16 protein-coding genes are annotated in these 19,704 nt (G+C 58.4%); 8 read left to right on the top strand and 8 right to left on the bottom strand.

Going from position 1 to position 19,704, the window contains the following annotated elements; translation table 11 throughout:
• Genes gspL through gorA form a run of 4 tightly spaced genes read left to right on the top strand, consistent with a single transcriptional unit; the run spans position 1 to position 3,914 of the window.
• The gene (gspL, locus tag ACESMW_RS05460) at positions 1-1,305 is read left to right on the top strand and encodes a type II secretion system protein GspL (RefSeq protein ID WP_372986048.1); all 1,305 of its coding nucleotides are present in this window, start codon (positions 1-3) and stop codon (positions 1,303-1,305) included.
• A 4-nt stretch (positions 1,306-1,309) separates the two neighbouring features.
• Positions 1,310-1,840, top strand: coding sequence for a type II secretion system protein GspM (gene gspM / locus ACESMW_RS05455; protein WP_372986047.1), 531 nt, complete (start codon positions 1,310-1,312; stop codon positions 1,838-1,840).
• Between the two features lie 14 nt (positions 1,841-1,854).
• On the top strand, positions 1,855-2,526 hold the full coding sequence (locus ACESMW_RS05450) for a GNAT family N-acetyltransferase (protein ID WP_372986046.1): 672 nt from the start codon (positions 1,855-1,857) through the stop codon (positions 2,524-2,526).
• Between the two features lie 26 nt (positions 2,527-2,552).
• A complete protein-coding gene (gene gorA / locus ACESMW_RS05445) occupies positions 2,553-3,914 on the top strand; it encodes a glutathione-disulfide reductase (protein WP_372986045.1) in 1,362 nt (453 codons plus the stop codon).
• A gap of 39 nt (positions 3,915-3,953) precedes the next feature.
• Here the strand turns inward: gorA and ACESMW_RS05440 are convergent, their stop codons facing one another.
• From ACESMW_RS05440 to ACESMW_RS05430, 3 genes are all read right to left on the bottom strand, one after another.
• Positions 3,954-5,909 (bottom strand): ATP-binding protein, encoded by a 1,956-nt coding sequence (locus ACESMW_RS05440; RefSeq protein WP_372986044.1) that lies wholly within the window; start codon positions 5,907-5,909, stop codon positions 3,954-3,956.
• Positions 5,906-6,700: an ABC transporter substrate-binding protein gene (locus tag ACESMW_RS05435; RefSeq protein ID WP_372986043.1), complete on the bottom strand. Its 795-nt coding sequence runs from the start codon at positions 6,698-6,700 to the stop codon at positions 5,906-5,908. The genes ACESMW_RS05440 and ACESMW_RS05435 overlap by 4 nt, the downstream gene beginning before the upstream one ends.
• Before the next feature lie 211 nt (positions 6,701-6,911).
• Positions 6,912-9,062 carry a TonB-dependent receptor plug domain-containing protein gene (locus ACESMW_RS05430; protein ID WP_372986042.1) on the bottom strand — a complete coding sequence of 717 codons (2,151 nt, stop codon included), beginning with the start codon at positions 9,060-9,062 and terminating at the stop codon, positions 6,912-6,914.
• Positions 9,063-9,195: 133 nt separating this feature from the next.
• Here ACESMW_RS05430 and ACESMW_RS05425 point away from each other — a divergent pair, with 133 nt between their 5' ends.
• The gene (locus tag ACESMW_RS05425; RefSeq protein WP_372986041.1) at positions 9,196-9,870 is read left to right on the top strand and encodes a J domain-containing protein; all 675 of its coding nucleotides are present in this window, start codon (positions 9,196-9,198) and stop codon (positions 9,868-9,870) included.
• Here the strand turns inward: ACESMW_RS05425 and ACESMW_RS05420 are convergent.
• The 4 genes from ACESMW_RS05420 to ACESMW_RS05405 form a co-directional block, all read right to left on the bottom strand.
• Positions 9,841-10,851, bottom strand: a complete 1,011-nt coding sequence (locus ACESMW_RS05420; protein WP_372986040.1) for a bile acid:sodium symporter family protein — start codon at positions 10,849-10,851, stop codon at positions 9,841-9,843. The two genes, ACESMW_RS05425 and ACESMW_RS05420, sit on opposite strands and share 30 nt — an antisense overlap.
• Positions 10,848-11,531, bottom strand: coding sequence for a FadR/GntR family transcriptional regulator (locus tag ACESMW_RS05415; RefSeq protein ID WP_372986039.1), 684 nt, complete (start codon positions 11,529-11,531; stop codon positions 10,848-10,850). Before ACESMW_RS05415 ends, ACESMW_RS05420 begins: the two co-directional genes overlap by 4 nt.
• A gap of 86 nt (positions 11,532-11,617) precedes the next feature.
• Positions 11,618-13,096: a flavin-containing monooxygenase gene (locus tag ACESMW_RS05410; protein WP_372986038.1), complete on the bottom strand. Its 1,479-nt coding sequence runs from the start codon at positions 13,094-13,096 to the stop codon at positions 11,618-11,620.
• Positions 13,097-13,203: 107 nt separating this feature from the next.
• The gene (locus tag ACESMW_RS05405) at positions 13,204-14,103 is read right to left on the bottom strand and encodes a LysR family transcriptional regulator (RefSeq protein WP_372986037.1); all 900 of its coding nucleotides are present in this window, start codon (positions 14,101-14,103) and stop codon (positions 13,204-13,206) included.
• A gap of 115 nt (positions 14,104-14,218) precedes the next feature.
• On the opposite strand from ACESMW_RS05405, the gene ACESMW_RS05400 reads away from it, so the two are divergent.
• Both ACESMW_RS05400 and ACESMW_RS05395 read left to right on the top strand, forming a co-directional pair.
• Positions 14,219-15,835, top strand: coding sequence for an NADH-quinone oxidoreductase subunit L (locus tag ACESMW_RS05400; protein WP_372986036.1), 1,617 nt, complete (start codon positions 14,219-14,221; stop codon positions 15,833-15,835).
• Positions 15,832-18,261, top strand: a complete 2,430-nt coding sequence (locus ACESMW_RS05395) for a YbcC family protein (RefSeq protein ID WP_372986035.1) — start codon at positions 15,832-15,834, stop codon at positions 18,259-18,261. Before ACESMW_RS05400 ends, ACESMW_RS05395 begins: the two co-directional genes overlap by 4 nt.
• A 39-nt stretch (positions 18,262-18,300) precedes the next feature.
• Here the strand turns inward: ACESMW_RS05395 and ACESMW_RS05390 are convergent, their stop codons facing one another.
• Positions 18,301-19,269: a beta-ketoacyl-ACP synthase III gene (locus tag ACESMW_RS05390; protein ID WP_372986034.1), complete on the bottom strand. Its 969-nt coding sequence runs from the start codon at positions 19,267-19,269 to the stop codon at positions 18,301-18,303.
• A 186-nt stretch (positions 19,270-19,455) separates the two neighbouring features.
• Between ACESMW_RS05390 and ACESMW_RS05385 the strand changes: the two genes are divergently transcribed.
• A complete protein-coding gene (locus tag ACESMW_RS05385) occupies positions 19,456-19,698 on the top strand; it encodes a YdcH family protein (RefSeq protein ID WP_372986033.1) in 243 nt (80 codons plus the stop codon).
• Positions 19,699-19,704 lie beyond the last annotated feature (6 nt).

Genomic DNA, 19,704 nt, shown 5'->3' with positions numbered 1-19,704 from the left:
ATGTCTTATCGCCTTTTTGTCCGGCCGGTCCCGCCCTTTGCGGATATCGACGCTAATCCGGATGCCCAGCTGTACAATTGGGTGCTGCAGGATGCCACCGGTGATGCTCAGGCCCGCGGCACCGGGGATAACCGGGACACCATCGAGCAGACCCTGGCCCAGAACGCGCTGGAAAACGTGTTGCTGGTGGGTCTGATACCCGGCGAGGACGCGCTTTTCTGCATCGCCGATATCCCGGCCAAGCAGAGCCGTTTCATCCTTCAGGCTCTGCCCTATGCGGTGGAAGAGCAGATCGCCCAGGATATCGACTCTGTTCACCTGGCCCTGGGCAAGCATTCCGAAGAGGGCTACCGGGTCGCTGCCATCGATCGGGAGCGCATGGGGAACTGGATCACCCTGTTCTCGGGGTGGGAGAATGCCCGCCTTGATGCGATCTATCCGGATGCGTCACTTTTGCCATCGACTGACGGTGGCTGGAGCATCTGCCTGGATGGCGAGGTAGCCATGCTGGTCAGCGATCGTGGCGAGTGGTTAAGCATGCAGGCTGCCAATCTTGGCATGTTCGCCCATACTCTGGCCGTACCGCCGACTGAGGAGGTGATGGCCGAGGTTCCGGTTACCGTGTACGGAACGCAGGACGAACTGGAGTATCACCAGTCAGTGATTGCGGAGCTGAGAGCACCGGGGCGGCTCGTGGTCCGTCAGGAAGAGCTGGATCTGATGCCCCTGGAGCTGCTTGCCCATGCCCATCACCATCATCTCTGTCAGCCGATCAATCTCTGCCAGGGCGCATTCTCGGTCAAGGCCGGCAAAGACAGTCCCTTCAAACCCTGGAAGCCGCTGATTGCGGTGGCTTCAATCTGGTTTGTCATTCAGGTGGCGTTCGAGGCCGGAATGGGCTTTTATTACCAGGGGCAGGCGGAAGAACTTGAAGAACAGGTCATGGCCATTTATCGCGATGCCTTTCCCGATGACCGTCGCACCCATGCCGGTAACGTCCGGCGGGTTCTTGAAGGTCAGCTAAGGGTTGCCGGATCCCGGGGCCCTGAACTCGACTTCATCGCGCTGATGAAATACACCGGTCAGCAATACTCACAGTTACCGTCCTCCGGCTCGGTGACCTTCAACTCGGTCAACTACAGCAAGGATCGGGGCGAACTGGTAGTGGACATCCGTGCCGACAGTTACGATCGTCTGAGCGCGCTTCGGAACGGCTTGTCGGGGCAGGGGCTTGAGGCCCAGATCGGGTCGGTCGTCAACGAATCCGGCGGCGCCCGTGGCCGTTTGACGGTATCGGGAGGATAACGGAATGTTGGAACGTTTGAAGGAACAGCCTGCCGTCGCCAAGCTGGTAGCGCAGTACGACCAGTTGCCCCGTCGTGACCAGCAGGCGTTGAGCGTGCTCGCGATTGCCGTCCTGGTGGGGATTCTCTATTTTGCCGTGTGGCAGCCGGTTGCGGGATTCCATGACCAGGCGGTCAGCGCCCGCGATAATGCGGCGGAATTGCTGGGCTGGATGCAGGCCAACGAACCAGTCATCAAGGGATTGGCGGGGACCTCGTCGTCCACCTCTTCGACAGCGGTAGACAAGCCGGCCGACGGCCGGGCGCTGATGGCCCTGGTAACCAGTTCCGCCCGCGAGGCAGGTCTGGCATTGCAGCGTTTTGAACCCAGTGGTGACGATGCAATCCGTGTCTGGATGGACGGCGTACCCTACGCCGATGTTGCATCCTGGCTTGAAAGGCTCAACACAGAACATGGCGTGGTCATCGACCAGGCTGCCATGGACCGGGGCAATGACCCGGGTAAGGTTTCAGTTCGTTTGACACTGACCATTTGAGAAAGGGGAAGGCGATGACTGACGGCAAAGACAACAATAACAATCCCGAGCCGGTAATTGTGCGTCTGGACGATACCGCCCGGAACGAAGCACAATCCATTCTTTACCACGCTTATCGCAATGAGCCGACGTTCCAGTACCTGTTCGATCACCGGCGACCGGGCTACGACCAGCGTATCCGCGCCACGGTACGGGAATTGATCGACCTTTACTTTGAGTATAATCAGGACGCTATCGGCGTCATGGTGGATAATACACTGGTGGCGGTGGCTTTCGTGGGAGAGCCCGAACTGCGGATGAACCTGGCCGAACAGTTCAGCTGGCGCATCCGCATGGTGTTGACTACCGGTTTTGCATCCACCCGCCGTTACCTCGATTATCACGAGAAAATACGAAACATGCTGCCCCAGCCCCAGGCGCACCAGCTGCCGCTGATGGGGGTGGATCCGAAATACCAGAATCGTGGCTATGGCCGGTTACTGCTGAAGACGGTTGAACGGCTTTGTAGCGAAAATCCCCGGGGCAGCGGCCTGGTATTGGATACCGGCAATAGCCGCTATCTGCCATTCTACGAATCCGAAGGGTTCAGGAGCCTGGGCAAGATTCGTCTGGGTGATTACGAGGACCACGTGCTGTTCCGGGAACTGAAACCGGAAAGCAAAGCAGCAGCCTCTGGACCCGGTTGAAGTCATTTTCGTCAACAGGAGAAACTGTGTCTGACAGTCTGGATTATGATCTGATCGTTATCGGCGCCGGTTCCGGCGGTGTCCGCCTGGCCCGGATGTCCGCCCAGCGAGGGGCGAGGGTAGCTGTCGTCGAGTCGCGATATCTCGGTGGAACCTGTGTCAACGTCGGCTGCGTCCCGAAAAAGCTGTTTGTCTACGGCGCACACGTGCACGATGAGCTGGAAGACGCAGCTGGTTATGGCTGGAACGTTCCCCTGGGTGATGTCAGTTTCGACTGGTCCACGCTCGTGGCCAACAAGAACGCTGAAATCGAACGCCTCAACGGCATCTATGGCCGCCTTCTCGAAAACGCCGGGGTAACGATAATTCAGGGCAATGCGACCCTGCAGGATGCCAATACCGTTCAGGTTGGCGATACCTCCTACACTGCCAAACACATCACCGTTGCCACCGGCAGCTGGCCGGTTGTTCCTGATGTACCCGGCAAAGAGCACATCCTGACTTCAAACGAAATGTTCTACCTGCCGCAGCTGCCGAAACATGCGGTGGTCTGGGGTGGCGGCTACATCGCGGTGGAGTTTGCCGGCATCCTGGCCGGCCTGGGTATTGAAACCACCTTGCTCTACCGGGGAGAGCTGTTCCTGCGCGGCTTTGATGACGACATTCGTCATTTTACAGAGCAGGAGATGCGCAAGAAAGGCGTCAACCTGCAGTTTGGCACGACGATCGAGGCTGTCGAGCCCAACGATACCCACTACCAGGTCAAGCTCAGCACTGGCGAAACCCTGGACACCGGTCTGGTCATGGCGGCGACCGGGCGCCGGGCTCTGGTTGACGGTCTTGGTCTGACCGACCTGGGCGTGGAGCTGAGTGCCTCAGGCCATATCGTGGTGGATGACGCTTTCCAGACCGCCGTTCCTTCAATCACTGCGCTTGGCGATGTGATTGGCACTCCTCAGCTGACACCGGTGGCCCTGGCACAAGCCATGGTGCTGTCCCGTCGACTGTTTGGAGACGGGCAGGGCGAGATGGACTACACCGCGATTCCAACAGCGGTTTTCTGTCAGCCAAATATCGGAACCGTCGGCCTGACCGAGTTCGAGGCCCGGGATAAAGGCCACAAGCTGAGAATCTACCGATCCGAGTTCCGACCGATGAAATACATTCTGAGCGGCCGTGACGAGCGCTGCCTGATGAAGCTGGTGGTTGACGACGACTCCGACAAGGTGCTCGGTGCCCATATGGTGGGTCCGGATGCCGGCGAGATCATTCAGGGCCTGGCGGTTGCCATCAAGGCGGGAGCGACGAAGGCGGAGTTTGATTCCACGCTTGGCATCCACCCGACCTCCGCAGAAGAGTTTGTCACCATGAGGGAGCCTGTCGCCTGACAGTCCGGGCCAGCCTGACGAGAGGGCTGGCCCTTCCCCTTATTCTTCCCGAATGACCGTCCAGCGGCCCAGAACTTCCTGAAGATTCTCCTTCCGGACTGGTTTGGCCAGGAAATCATTCATTCCGCTACCAAGACAGATGGATTCCGTCGCCGGCAGCACGTCCGCCGTCAGCGCAATGATCGGAATACCCTGCTGGCCGTTACTGCGTTCCCATTCCCGGATACGGCGGGTTGCCTCGTAGCCATCCATGACCGGCATCTGGCAGTCCATCAGGATCAGGTCATAGCCGGTATGATTGCGTTGGACGATATTGACCGCTTCTTCGCCGTTTGCCGCCGTGTCAGTGCGAAATCCCAGGCGATTCAGCATTGCCGACGCTACGCGCTGGTTTACCGGGTTGTCTTCCACCACCAGGGCATGGGATACCCCATCGTCCGGGCTACGGGCAGGGGCTGTTTTCCTGGTGGCTCCCGAGGTGACTGTTGGCCCCAGCTCGAAGGGCAGCTCAAAGCGGAAGCAGGAGCCCTGGCCGAGGTCGCTCTCAACATGGATGTGACCACCCATCAGTTCCACCAGTCGCTGGACCAGTGAAAGGCCGAGGCCGGTGCCGCCATATCGGCGGGTATTGCCGGAATCCAGCTGTTGGAAGGAATTAAAAATGTCATGCATACGCTCGGCGGGCATACCCGTTCCCGAGTCGTTTACAGCACAGTTGAGCACAATGGTGTTCTCCTCCAGGGGAAAACAGCCCGCCCGGACAGTGATGGTGCCCTCGGAGGTAAACTTTATTGCGTTGTCCAGCAGGCCCGCGATGATCTGCCGCATTCTTCCGGGGTCACCAACGACAAGGGCTTTCTCGGGCCACTCGCCATATAGCTCTACGCTCAGAGACAGACCGTGCTGCTCGGCCTGGTGGCGGTAGGAGGCCGCGCAGTTGTTGATGACATTACGGAGATCAAACTCACGGTTTTCCAACCGTATCTCGCCACCATCCATCTGGGCATAGTCGAGGATGTCGCTGATAACGGTCAGCAGGTCTTCGGTGGATTGTCGGGCCGTTGTCAGGTAGTCACGCTGCCGGCTGCTCAGCGGTTCCTCTTCAATCAGGTCGACCATTCCCAGAACGCCATTAAGGGGGGTACGTAGTTCATGGCTCATGGTGGCAAGGAACTCAGATTTCGCCTGATTGGCGGCTACCGCTTTCTCCCGGGCCGATTCCGATGCAGCCAGCACCTGATCATGGTTTGCCTTGAGGGTTGCAAGGTGTTCAGCAAGCTTATTAAGTTTATTCTCTATCAGATTGATATCACGGGAACTTCCGGAAGTTCTCGAAACGGCCTTAGCGTAATCACGGTTGATCAGACGGTCGATCCGTTCCGACAGAGCCTGAATGGGCGAGAGAATATTGCCGAGGAAGTGCCGTACCACCAGAACCGTAAACAGCAGCAATGAGGAACCAACGGCGATGGAGGTCCACAGGATTTCCTGTTGTCTTGCCTGTAGGGCAAGCGTACTGACGCCGACCTCAATGGTACCGACCCTCAGTGCCCCTGAATCAAATCCGAACTCTGGTGCAAACCACTCGTTTGCGTCATTGGCCCCGATCTTCAGAGGCACTTGCAGGATCTCCGTTTCGAATGTCAGGTAGTCTCCGGCTTCTTCTGGTGGGGGCTCGCTGGTGGCCCGGACCATGCCGATTTCTTCTCCCATGACATCTGTTACCCGAACCCAGGCTGCGTTACTGTATTTGAGGGATTGGGAAAGAATCTGTTCCAGCGCAATGCTGTTGCCCGACACTACCGGATACTCCAGCGCGGGAGCGAGGCTGTCAGCGAGCATTTGTCCGCTCGCCATCAGATCCCTGCGCGCGTCCTCGAGCCGGGCCGAGGTGAAAAAGACCATCAGCACGATGAACATCACCACGGCGGGTAGGGCGCCGAGAAGCAAAAGTTTGCGGGAAAGGGAAATCCTGGTGGTTGTGGCCCTGCTCATTCTTCAGAACCCTCATACTGCGACCGTGCCTGATCCAGCTCTTGTTCGAGGGTTTCCTTGTCAGGCAATGGAATGTTCAGGGATCGTGCCACCTGGCTGTTAATCTCCACGCTGTATTGATCAGGGTAGTCCGGAGCCGGCAACTCACCGGCGCCAAAGTAATGATGCAGCTGTTCTGCAGCGGCTTTCGCCATGGCAGGGAAAGGTGCGTACCCCGATGCCAGTGCCCCCGCCTTGACATAGGCGTGGCTCGGGCCAATGACGATCCGGTTGCGACGGTAGGTGGTCAGCAGGATGTGCTTGATGGTACTGGGGTTATAGATACGGTCATCGGGCCCGGCGAGCAGGAAATCCCCGTAACTCAAAGCCCTGACCAGGGTCGGAATAAGATCCTTCTGGGAATCAACGATGAAGACCCGGGGCTGTAGACCCATGGCAGGCAATTTATCGAGCACCGGCTCATATAGCCCGGCCGTCTCGGTACTGGCAATGATGGCCACCTTGGTCGCCTGGGGCAGGACTGCCTTGCCAATCAATGCCTGAAGTTCCAGGGGAACATCGTAATAAACCGCTGATATCTGGCCCGGGCTGCGTAACGCATAATCCTTTATGAAAGGCCGTTCCACCAGCATGGCAAGGATAGGGGCGCGGCGATTGGCCTGGCGCACCCTGGAAAAGGCTGAGGGGCCGATGGTTACGATCGGGTTGTCATCCGGGGTTGCAGTCTGCCCATTGGTCAGTGGGCGCACCACGATGTTCTCACCCAGCGCACCCCCCAGCAATTGGGTCATGTGCTGGTCCAGGGCGGAGTTGCCAGAGCCCGCCAGGTAGACAGTACGAGGGCCAGATTCCTGACACCAAGCCAGGGTTGAAAACAGAAGAAACAAAAGGCCATACAGAGAGCTGCGATTCCGGGCCCTGCTATTCTGATTATTGACCTGCTGCAGTTGAACGATCCTTTTCATACCTTCCCGGGTCACAGGCTATCCTTGGCTGAAAAACTCAGAACCGGATTCCGGCTTCAACGAAAAACTGGTTATGATCCTCAATCCGGTTGTCCGGACTCATCCATGCCTGTGGATTCAGATAGTGTTGCATCGTGAGCGCCAGCACGTAACTGTAGTCTGGCGCGTCCACCCGTTTGGCGAGCCGGAAATCCGCACGCTCAAAACGGGTATCCCTGACCTCGTTCGTCCAGTAATAGGCCACCGAGGAAGTGAGGTCCATCGGGAGTTCCTGGATCCAGGCGAAGCTGCCGGAGTGCCGGGCGGATAACCGACCCAGCAAATCAACTGCGTACTGTTGATCGCTTTCGTATAGGGCGGCTGGATCACCAATGTAGCGGCCATCCTGGTCGAGATAGCCGTAGGTTGCGCGCAACATCGTCCCCGGAAACTCCAGTGAGGTTTCAATTTCAAATCCCTCCTGGTCCAGATCAACGTTGTTGTCGATGGTCCATTCCTCTTCGTTGAGCACGCCGCTGATCATGTCGTTCAGGTCATCATTGAAATAGCGTATTTCCGTGGAAAACAGCGCATTATCCAGATGAAACTGGCCGAAATAACTAATCTCGCGAGATGTGATCCATTCCTCCTCAAGGTCCTCACCAAGGGTTGAGGTTTGGGGGTCGACTAGATCCTCGATAAGAAACCGCACCCCTTCAAGCGCCGTAAATGGTGGCTGGACATTGGCTGGACGGTATGACCAGTCCGGATCCTGCTCAAACGCATCCGGTGTTCGCACGGCACGGGAGTACACAAACCGAAGCGCGTGGTTATCATTGAAGATGAAATTCGAGGCGGCCCGGGGAGAAAAATAACCTTCACGGGTTGTTGTGGTTTTCTCGTAGTTCCCGCCGGCGTTGAATGTTACCCACCGGGTCGGGGAGTATTCCACGTTGGCGAATACCCGGCTCTGGTAGTTGTTGCCCCGTCCATTGAAGAAGGTTTCCGAATCGAAGGTATCCTTACGATAGCCTACCCCTGATACCAGCTTCAGTTCCGGATTGATCAGCAGCGTATCCTGCAATTCGAATTCCTGTCGGGACTCTTCAATGTCCTCGTTCAGATCAGCGATGAAGAAGAGATCCGGGTCGCTCGGAAAAGGGTTGTCCGGCGGCAAAAGCGTAGAAAATTCGTCTGCGGGGATGGCAATGGACCAGCGCTGTCGTCGTTTCTGGTCCTGATAACTTGCTTGCAAATGGTAGAAGTGGTTCTGGGATGTCCCGCCACTAAAGCGGATCTGAAGGTAGTAATCGTCCATGAGAATATCCGGATTGGTCACTGCTCCCAGTTTTCCGGATTTATTTTCGTCCTCTTCATTGACTCCCTCCAGAACACCTGCCCGGAAGTCAACAGAGTGCCGATTATCGATTTTCAGAATGCTGTCAAAGTTGAAATTGTTGGTGTCATGGCCGTCATGGAACGGAACCGGCTCGCCGCCCTCCAGCTGAGAGTCGAAGCCGTTGGATTTGCGTTTTTCGTAGGACAGTCGCCAACTGCCACCGGGACTGGCATCTCCGACAGAGGTAAACGTTCTCAGATAACCCCGGGAACCGGATGCGGCATAGGCCTCGACACCGGCCGTGTCGTCGGGTGAACGGGTAATGATGTTAACGGTACCAAGAAAGGCGTTGATACCATAGGCGGCAGAGTTGGGGCCCCGGCTGACCTCGATGCGTTCGATATTCTCCAGCGCCACCGGCATGGCTAACCAGTCCACATCAGCAAGACTCGCGCGGTATGCTGTACGTCCATCGATCAGGACCTGAAGCCGGCGCTGTTCATACTGAGATGTGCCGTGGTACGTTGCCACGGGATTGGTACTGCCCCGGTCGCCTACGACCATCCCGGGTACCAGTCTCAAGGCTTCCACCAGGTTCATGATTCCGAGGTCGCGAATCATGTCACCGGTAAGAATGGTAGTGGTACCGGGTACCTTGAGCTTGGATTGCCTCAGCCGGGTAGTGGTCAGCACTTCAGGAAGTTCGGAGAGTTCGCCATCAAGGGCGAAGATTTCTGACGATAGTAAGGGGTCGGAAACCTGGGCATGGGCCGGCAAAGATGCAGCGGAGACCAGCATCAGAGCGTAAGGGAATGACCGGCGGCGCGGCAGGTTTATGAAACTTAACTGCAATCTAGTCGAAACACTCATGAATCACGTTCTATAATCTGCCGGTCTCAGGGGGTTAAACACTGTATTCTTGTTGTTTTACCTATCGTAGGGGACTACACACGGTTTGTCTCTCAATATTGTAATCAATCTCGGGGCTGGGAGTTACAGCTATATGAATTGCTGGGAAATCCTTGGAATCGAACCAACCAGTGACCGTCAGCGAATACAGCAGGCGTATGAACAGCAGCTGAAATTTGCCTCCGCGGATGAGGCCGAAGCGCTCCGCAGAGCGTTTCAGGAGGCCAGCGGTGAGTCGGCACCGGAGTCTGCCGCCGTCGTTACGTCAGAGCCGGGTTATGGCACTGCGCAAGAGGAAGATCGTGGGGAAGCCGTCGAGGCGGCAGCTCCTGTCAGAGAAAGGCCCCTGGACGCGGAGGAAAGTCAAATCGTCCGTGAGGTGATCATCCAGATTAAAGCGTTGCTGAATGATTCCCAGCGGAGCAAGGATGTGGGTATCTGGAAGGCGATTCTGTGCGACCCGCCTGCCGACAAGCTGGCGCTGCGCCGGGAGATTGCCGGTCAGCTGGAGCCGCAGTTGCGACCGATGGCGGAAAACGGCAGCCTGGCAGCCCCGGTCACCCGTTTTCTGGGCGAGTGGTTCGACTGGTACAGCCTGCAGGACGTACCTGAGGAACCGGCTGATGAACGAAACTACCCGGAACCCGGCATGGCCGAGGATCAGCCGGAACAGCCGCCCCAGATGGTGAACTTCTGGCCGGCTGTCATCGGCTGGATTGTGGGGCTGATCATCCTGGCGTCAATTTTCGGCGGTATGGGCGGGGGATGATTCCCTCGCCTGTTCAATCTTCTCGCGATATTTCTGGGCCAGAATGGCCCCGACAATCACCTGGATCTGGTTGTAGCACATGATCGGCAACACGATCATGCCGAAGCCGGGGTGACCGGAAAACAACACCTTGGCCATAGGTAGCCCCGATGCCAGGCTTTTCTTTGATCCGCAGAACACCACGGCAGTCTCATCCTCCAGGCTGAAGCCGAAGCGCCGGACCAGGAACCGCGCCATCACCATGAAGAAGCCCAGAAGTGCAAAACACAGGGCGATGGCAAAGACGATGGCCTGCAATGGCAGGTTCTGCCAGAGCCCGCTTACGACCGAATGGGAAAATGCGGAATACACGATCAGCCAGATCACGCATTGATCGTAGCGCGCCATGAGTTTCTCGTTCCGGGCCAGGTAACCTCCCAGCCAGGGCCGCATTGCATGGCCCACGGCAAACGGCAGCAACAGCTGCATCACGATATCCTTCAGCGCCTCGGCCACCGAAAACCCTCCCGCACCGGACGTACTGACCAGCAACAATAACAGGAACGGTGTCAGCATCATGCCGAAGACATTCGAGGCTGCCGCGCTACAGATCGCCGCCGGGACGTTGCCCTTCGCCATCGCGGTGTAGGCAATGGAAGAGGAGACCGCCGAGGGCAGAACACCCAGGTAAAGGAAGCCAAGCCCAAGGTCTTTCGGCATCCACGTGGGGATGATGTCCGAGAGCGCGTTGATAGGCAGAACGGCCAGCGGAAAGAAGACGAAGGTGAGGGCGGTGATCAGGATGTGCAGGCGCCAATGGGTCGCGCCGGCAATGATCTGTTCCCTGGACAGCGCGGCCCCGTGAAAAAAGAACAGGAGAGCCACGGCAACAGTGCCGGCCGTTGTCAGCCAGTCCGCTGCAGAACCGGTAGCAGGAAGGAACGAGGCAAGGACGATGGCCCCGAGTAACAGCAGGGTAAAGGTATCAACGCGCAACTTCATGAAATGGCAGCTCCCGGATTGAGGGCATCAAGGCTGGGTTGCAGCAGTTCCCGGGCCAGTTGCCCGGCCTTCGGGGCCTCACCGCGACGGATGGCGGCCAGCAGCAGTTCGTGGTCTTCCTGGGACGGTTCGGGAAGATCGGCATCCATCTCGGTGCGCTCGATGGTCTGGCTGACTCCATGGGAAAAATAATCATAGAGCTCGAGCAGGGCAGGGTTGTGGGAGGCCATGACCACGGCATGGTGAAATCGCTCATCGTGTTTGATGCGCTCCTCAAGGTTGTTGGCGGAGCGCGCGCGGGCATCAAGGGCATCGGTCATGCGCTTGAGATCGTCCTCCGTTCGCCTCAGTGAGGCCAGCTTGGCGGCCTCGGATTCAAGCATGATGCGGACCTCCAGCTGGTCGGCCAGCTCGGTGCGGGCAATACGCCGCAGCGTTTCGCCGGCATCCCGTGTGGCGCGCACATAGGTACCGTCGCCCTGACGGGTTTCCAGCATTCCCACGTGTACCAGCACACGGACGGCCTCACGGACGGTGTTACGGCTCACGCCGAGGGACTCGGACAGCTCCGACTCCACGGGGAGCTTGTCTCCAAGGCCCCAGTCTCCTTTCTCGATCGCCTGCCTGAGACTCTCGATGGCGGTTTCCACCAGAGAACCTTTTCGGATTCTTTCCAGCATAACATGATCATCCTTCTATAATATGACCCAATCATCCTATGAATAGCTGGAGAATTCAAAGGCAGCGGAACTGCCGTTGGAGGTGGTCAGTTGGCGGGGTTCAGGAACTGGTAATCGGCGGTCTCCACGTGCCGGGTGGCAAACCGGTAGGTGAAGGTAAAGCCCGGCCAGTTCACGGTGTTCTTGCCATTCTCATCCAGGTACCAGGAAGTACAGCCGGTATCCCAGACTGTTCCCTCCAGCCCGGTCTGAACCACCTGGGAGAAACGCTCCTGACGGTCCTCGCGGACATCCATGGCGGCTCCCGGGTACTTGTCCAGTGCTTTCAGGCAATCGAGAACGTAGTGGAACTGGGATTCGAGCATGTACAGAATGGAGTTGTGGGCCAGGTTGGTGTTGGGCCCGTAGAGCATGAACATGTTGGGAAACCCGCTGACAGTGATGCCTTTGAAAGCCACCGCGCCGTCCTTCCAGGCCTCATTCAGGTTCCTGCCGTTGCGCCCGATAATAGTGATCGGTGACAGGAACTCGGATGCCCGGAAACCGGTCGCCAGTATAATGGCATCGGCCGGGTAGTGAGCACCGTCGGCGGTGACCACACCGTCCGGTGCAACCTCTCGGATAGCGTCGGTGACCAGGTTGACGTTGGACTGGTTGATGGCCGGGTACCAGTCGTTGGAAATCAGGATTCGTTTACAGCCAATCTGATAATCCGGGATGATCTTCCGGAGTTTTTCCGGGTCAGTAACCCGTTTCTGCGCCTCCTTCCGCGCCTGTCGGGCAAAGATCTCCAGCAGGCCATTGAAACGAGTGAAGGCCAGTGCCCGGCTTTCGTTCTTCCAGTAGATCAGGTATCGGTAGAGCCGGTCCCAGACCGGCAGCTTGCTGAACAGCCACTGCTCCCAGGGCTTGAACGGGCGATCCGGTTTGGGCAGGACCCACGCCGCGCTGCGCTGGAAGAGGTTGAGTGTGTTCACCTGTTTGGCGATTTCGGGCACAAACTGGATGGCGCTCGCACCGGTGCCGATCACGGCGACCTTCTTCCCGGTGAGATCGTAGTCGTGATCCCAGCGGGCGGAATGGAACATTCGTCCCCGGAACTGGTCCAGGCCTTCGATGTTGGGCCAGGCGGGCTGGTTCAGCTGCCCCGTCGCGGTGATGAGAATGCGGGAGGTGAGCGTTTCCCCGGAGGTCAGGGTGACGTTCCAGCGATTCAGACACTGATCAAAGTTAGCCTCTGAAACCTCCGAATTGAACCGGATGTGCTCAGCAAGCCCGTACTTTTCAACGCAGTGCTCCATGTAATTCAGGATTTCACTCTGCAGGCCGAATTTGCGGGACCAGTCGTGCTTGGGCTCGAAGGAATAGGAATAGAAGTGCGACTGGACGTCACAGGCGGCGCCGGGATAGGTGTTGTCGCGCCAGGTACCGCCTACCCGGCTGGCTTTTTCCAGCAGAGTAATGTTGTGGTAGCCCGCTTTCTTGAGCTGAATCGCCATCCCCAAACCGCCAAAACCGGTGCCGATGATGACTATGGACGGGGACTCGGTGTTTGCTCTTTGCATGATTCTCGCTGCCCGGATGTTGTTATTTTCATGGACTCATCCCGAGTATACGGCGACCTACGAAAGGAATGTATGACTTATTCGCACATTGGCGTTAGTCAGAATTCTCAACCGGGCAGGGAGGTTAGCAGCTCATCTGCAGGTTGAGTCAGCAGTTCCGATACCAGCGATTGCTGGAACTGGCGGCGGATGCTGATCGCATAGAACTCCTCGTAGACACCGGGCAGGGCTCCGTAATCCTGCAATACCCCGGCTCGCAGTTCATCCCTGACCACAACCGGCGGCAACACCGCAAAGTTTCGGGTATCACGGGTAAGCAGTCGCATCATGGCCATGTCATCCACTTCCGCGATGATGTTCGGGTAGATGCCGTGGTATTCGCAGATCTGGTCGAAGGCCTGACGGATATGATTGTCCGGGCCGGGCACGATCAGGTTCTTCCCGTGCAGGAATTTGGGCAGGTCAGGCATGCTGTCATCACTCGGCGGGCCGATAACACTCACGGGTTGCCGGGCCAGGCGCCTGGAACGCCAGGGATTCTGCTCATCGCCCTGGACCGGCTGATTGGAGAGAATCAGGTCCAGCCGGTGGGCAGACAGGCGCCTGAGCAGATCATCAAGGCTACCGCTCTGGAGCTTCAGTTCCAGATCCTTTCGCCCCAGCAGCGGCCTCAGAAATCCCTCCTGAAAGTTCCTGGATAGCGTGGCAACTGCGCCGACCTTGAGAATCTCCCGATTGGTCTGGCTCCCGGAACGGAACAGCGCAGCCAGTTCCTCTCCCTGCCGGAAAATATCCTCGGCGTAGTTGAAGGCAACGCGTCCCGCCTCAGACAGCCGCAACCGGCGTCCCTCACGGATAAAAAGGTCATGCCCCAGGCTTTCCTCCAGTTTTCGGATCTGACCGGACAGGGCCGATTGGGAAATGTGAAGTGATTCCGCAGCCTTGGTCAGATGACCGACGCGGGCCACGGTCCAGAAATAGTAGAGGTGGTGGTAGTTCAGTCGCATTCGAGCATTCCCGGATTAAACGTTCTGTTTAAGTGAACGATATGATATTTATAAACCATTTTTATCAATGCTGCACTCCCGGCAAAGTATGCGGACGCGATGAAGGGAGTTAAGCATGAACGAGAGCTTCAGTTTTTTATCCATTCCGGTGCTGATTGGCTGGCTTTTGCTGCCAATCAGTTTCTTTGCCGTTGCCGTTTTCAGTAACTGGACACGTAACCCTCTCAAACTCCGCCATTGCTGGCGCATTTCCGAGGGCCTCCTGTTGGGAGCACTGACAACCACGGGCATCGTGGGTGTGCTTTTGTTGCTGGATGCCTGGCTGATTGACACCGGACTGCCGGAAATGGGTGCCCGCCTTGGCCTGTACCCGGACGCGCTGGCCGTCTGGATGGGCCTGATGGTGGCGTTCATCGGATGGGTGATTCTCCGGTACGCCCGTGATTATCTGGCCGGCGATCCGGCACGGGAAACTTTCCTGCCCTGGTTCCTGACCACGCTGGCCTCTGTGCTCCTGCTGGTGTTTACCGACCACATGCTGGTACTGGCAGGAGCCTGGATCGGTGTCAGCCTCGCGCTGCACCAACTACTGACGCTTTACGGAGACCGGCCGGAGGCGCGGCTCGCCGCAGCCCAGAAATTCATTGCCAGCAGGCTCGGGGATGTGTGCGTTATCGCCAGTGTGCTGCTGCTTTGGAGTCATTACGGCACGTTCCGACTGCCCGAGATGATCGCCGCGGAAGCGGCTGTAGGCCAATCTTCCGCAGCACTGACGCTTGCCTCCGTACTTCTGGCGGTGGCTGCGATCCTGAAATGTGCCCAGATTCCCTTCCACGGCTGGCTGCTGCGGGTCATGGAAGCTCCCACACCGGTTTCTGCCTTGCTCCATGCCGGCGTCATCAACCTGGGTGGTTTCCTGTGGCTGCGACTGTTCCCGGTGTTTGAGGGATTCACCGCCGGCCATGCGCTGTTGCTGGTGGTGGGCGGGGGCACAGCCCTGATTGCGGTACTCACCATGATGACCCAGACCTCTGTCAAACATGCCCTGGCCTGGTCTACCATCTCCCAGATGGGCTTCATGCTGTTCGAAATCGCGCTCGGGGCCTATGTGCTGGCGCTGCTGCACCTGCTCGCGCACTCCCTCTACAAGGCACATTCCTTCCTGGCGTCGGGCCGGACGGTCAAGGTCTCCGCCATCTCGTTCCACTCCGGCTTAGCAACCGGCGGCAACATCATGCTGGCCGGTGCCGGTGCGGCACTCGCCACCCTGATTCTCTGGTTCTGGCCCGATCTGGTGCAGGGCAAATCGGTGCTTGCCGGCCTGTTGGTCCTCGCGGTTACCAGCGTCATCCTCGGCATTCCAAACGGTGCCAGCAGCAAAACACGGGCGCTCGTCATGACCATGGCCCTCATGCTGGTGCCGCTCTATGGTGCATTGCACGCCGTCCTTGGGGGTGCATTCGGAGCGCACGAACCGATGGTGCCGCCCCTTGAGGCTTCCATGGTTGCCTGGGCAATCCTGATCGCGCTGGCACTGCTCTCTGTACTGATCCTGGTTGCCAGCCGGGCGAGGGCAGTCCGTGTTCTCCAGGCGAGGTTCAGCCTGGGGCTGCGCCTTGAGCAGCCTTTCGAGCAGATCACCCGCAAACTCGCCAGTGATGCGCTGAACGTTCCGCACAAAGCCCGCGACCACCTGTCCGGTTATCCCGCTACTGCAGGAGAAAGATCATGACCGCTAAACTCGCCGTTGCCCTGGCGGCCCCCGAGAAAGAGGTAACCGCCTTGCTGTCGGGAATCTGCCAGACGATTGCTCCGATCTGGCCGCTGGACCGCTGGATCGCCGTGAATCCCTGGTGGGGATTGCGTGACCTGCCCATGATTGGCGCAGCCCGCAAACTGCAGCGCAATGCCGGTATAGGTGTGCTGATGCCCGCCGAGTTCTACCTGAACGCCTTGGAAAGCGGTCGGATCCGGGAGGAGGATCTTCTGGAGGCGATTTCGGAGCGGGAGCTGGAGGTGTCGGTCGATGCCGTCATTGGTGCTCTGAAACGCAGTCCCGGTGGCACCCGGCAGGTGTTCTCCGCACTGGAACATTTTGCGGCGCCGGATTCCCGGCCGTCCCCGGCGGCGGAGGTCAGGGAACAGGTTGGCCGTATCTGCGCACGATTTTTTGACCAGAGACAGTCGCGGTGGCGCTCTGAGGATGACTCCGGAAGTCTGTTCGCATTCTGGCTGGACCAGACCCGCATCGATCCCTGGCCAGGCAAGGGAACGGAGCTTGGAGTTACTCGCGAGGCACTCGCCGGACTCCCAACCGATTGGCATCAGGCGGCCGAACGGATTATCGAAGGCCTGCCCTATACCGAGGGTGAACTTGAGGCCCTGGGTCACAGCCTGCTTGGCGGTATGCCGGGATGGGCTTCCTGGTGCCGGGGTGTTGACTGGCGCGCGGGACTGGAAGGCCGTGGCTCCCACGTTTGTGACGAACTCCTGACGATTCTTCTGGCCTGGGAGTGGCTTGCGATCGACCGCCTGCCGGTGAAGCGTAAGGCAGCATGGCAGCGCAGCCGGGGAGCCTGGACGGACACCGCGAGCGATTCACCGGCGCTTGATCTTCAGGAAATGGGTCCCTGGCTTTTCCAGCGGGCATTCGAACTGGCGTGGACCCGGAGCCTGGAGGACCGGCTGATCAAGGCCGCGTCTCACCACGAGAAGGACAAGGTAACGCCACCGGCCATTCAGGCGGCGTTCTGTATTGACGTTCGTTCCGAGGTGTTCCGGCGCCATCTGGAATCAGGAAGACCGGGAATCCAGACCATCGGCTTTGCGGGATTCTTCGGCGTTCCTGTGACCCATCAACAGCCGGGGCCCAGGGAAGATGAGCCGCGGCTTCCGGGCCTGCTGGCACCCAGTTACCGGTTCAATGAATCCACCGGGAACCTGACGGAAGATATGGACCTGAACCGTCGCCTGGACCAACGGGAGATGACCAGGGAATCAGTTCGGAAGGGCAAGTATTCCAGTCTTTCCACCTTTACCCTGGTGGAAACAACCGGGCTTGCCTGGGCATGGAAACTGATCCGTGACAGCCTGAACCGGAATTCCGCTTCAGCATCCGGTGAGGAAGGGCTCGGGGAAGGACGCCTGTGCCACGTGCACGGAGGTGATCCGGTCCGGGACGAGGAAAGGGTCGCAATTGCCGAGAACCTGTTGCGGGGCATGTCGCTCACCGGCAACTTTGGCAGCCTTCTGTTACTGGTTGGCCACGGAACCCACACCGACAACAACCCCAACGAGGCCGGACTGGCCTGTGGTGCCTGCGGTGGCAAGAATGGAGGTATCAACGCGAGGATCGCCGCCGAGCTGCTCAACGACCGGATTGTTCGCGAGGGGTTGGCAGAGCGGGGTATCCGCATTCCGGATTACTGCTGGGCGTTGGCGGCGGAGCATTGCACGGTCACGGACCGGGTCAGAATTATTGGCCGTGACCGGGTCCCAGACTCTCACCTGATCCGGCTTGAGGAGCTGGAGCGGGCCCTGGCGGAGGCCGGTTACGAGACCCGCCGTGAACGGGCCACCAGCCTGGGGCTCAACGGGGTCACGGACGAACAGCTGGAGCAGGAGCTGAGCAGACGCACCAACAACTGGGCGGAAATCCGGCCGGAATGGGGTCTGGCCAACAACGCGGCGATTATCTTCGCCAAACGCCAGCGCAGCCGTGGTGCCAATCTTGGTGGTCGCTGCTTCCTCCACGACTACGACCCGGCTCTGGATGAGGACGGTAAGATCCTGGAAGCACTGATGACCGCCCCGATGGTGGTGGCAAACTGGATCAACCTCCAGTACTTCGCCTCCGTCACCGCGCCCACGGTCTACGGTGCCGGCAACAAGCTGCTGCATTCCGTGGTGGGAGGCAATCTCGGAGTAATCGAAGGAAATGGCACAGACCTGCGGATCGGCTTGCCGATCCAGTCGGTCCACGACGGCCGCCTCTGGAGGCACGAACCCATGCGCCTGACGGTTGTCATAGACGCGCCGGAAGCCCGTATCCGGGCGGTACTGGAAAAACATCCGGACGTGGCGGCGTTGGTGAACAACCAGTGGTTATGGTTGTACCAGCTGGGCAGTGGGGGAGAGTTGATTCCCTGGAAGGGGTGAAGTCGGGGTCAGATGAACGCTTTCATCTGACCCCTTCTTTCAATACCGAAGCAACGCCGACCCCCAGGTAAACCCACCCCCAAAGGCCTCCAGCAACACCACCTCATTGCGCTTGATCCGCCCGTCCCGCACAGCCACATCCAGCGCCAGGGGAATGGACGCCGCCGACGTATTCCCATGCTTGTCCACGGTCACCACCACCTGATCCATCGGCAACTTAAGCTTCCTGGCCGTCGCCGAAATGATCCGCAGGTTAGCCTGATGCGGCACCAGCCAGTCCACATCGGTCTTTTCCATGTTGTTGGCTTCAAGGGTCTCATCGACGATCTTGCCCAGGGTATTCACTGCTACCTTGAAAACCTCGTTACCTTTCATTTCCACAAAGGCAAGACCGGCCTTCACCCGCTCGAAGTCATTGGCAATGCCGCAGGGCACCTGCAGCAGCTCTTCGTACTGGCCGTCTGCATGGATATGGGTTGAGAGAATGCCGGTTTCCTCGTTGGCCTCGAGGATCACTGCACCGGCGCCGTCACCAAACAGTACACAGGTACCGCGATCTTCCCAGTTGAGGATCCGGGAGAACACTTCTGCGCCAATCACCAGGGCTTTCTTGCTGCTGCCGGTCTTGATGAACTTGTCCGCAACGGACAGGGCGTAGACAAAGCCGCTGCACACAGCCTGGATATCAAAAGCCGGGCAGCCATGAATTCCAAGGCGGGCCTGGAGGATGCAGGCGGAGCTCGGGAAGATCTTGTCCGGGGTTGACGTGGCAAACACGATGAGATCGATGTCTTCGGCTTTGATGCCGGCTGCTTCAATCGCCCGGAGCGAGGCCTGCTCGGCGAGATCCACCGTGGTCTGTCCGTCCTCGGCAATGTGGCGCTGTTCGATGCCGGTACGTTCCCGAATCCACTGGTCGGAAGTATCCACCAGAGACTCCATGTCCTTATTGGTCAGGATCTTCTCCGGAAGATAGGAGCCGGTGCCAACGATTCGGGCGTAGGTCATGCTTGTTATTCCTCAGGTATACGGTGTTACTGACTGGCATTGGTTGCAATAGTGCCATCCTATACCTTGGGGGCTCCGGAGGTTATTAGCGATTTGTCAAAGACCCCACAGGAATGTTCCAGTTCTACTATGATGAGGGGAGAGCCAAACGCTCGCTCAAATTCAGTTAATCGGAGGCCAATCACTATGGGCATCACCAGCCACGAACTCCACAAGGAATTCCCCGAATACAAGGATCGGATTGAAGAACTGAAGGCCAACGATCTGAAATTCAGTGAGAAACTCACCCGATACTCGGAGTTGGACCAGGAAATCGAAGGGCTGGAACAAAGAGGCGGACCCATCAGTGATGACAAGATGCACCGGTTGAAGACGTGGCGAGCGCAGCTCAAGGATGAGCTCTACCAGACATTAGCAAACGGTAAGTAAATTCCG

Source organism: Marinobacter sp., assembly GCF_041690455.1.
In the GTDB taxonomy this organism is placed as follows: Bacteria; Pseudomonadota; Gammaproteobacteria; order Pseudomonadales; family Oleiphilaceae; genus Marinobacter.
This window is presented reverse-complemented; position numbering and strand designations above follow the sequence as displayed.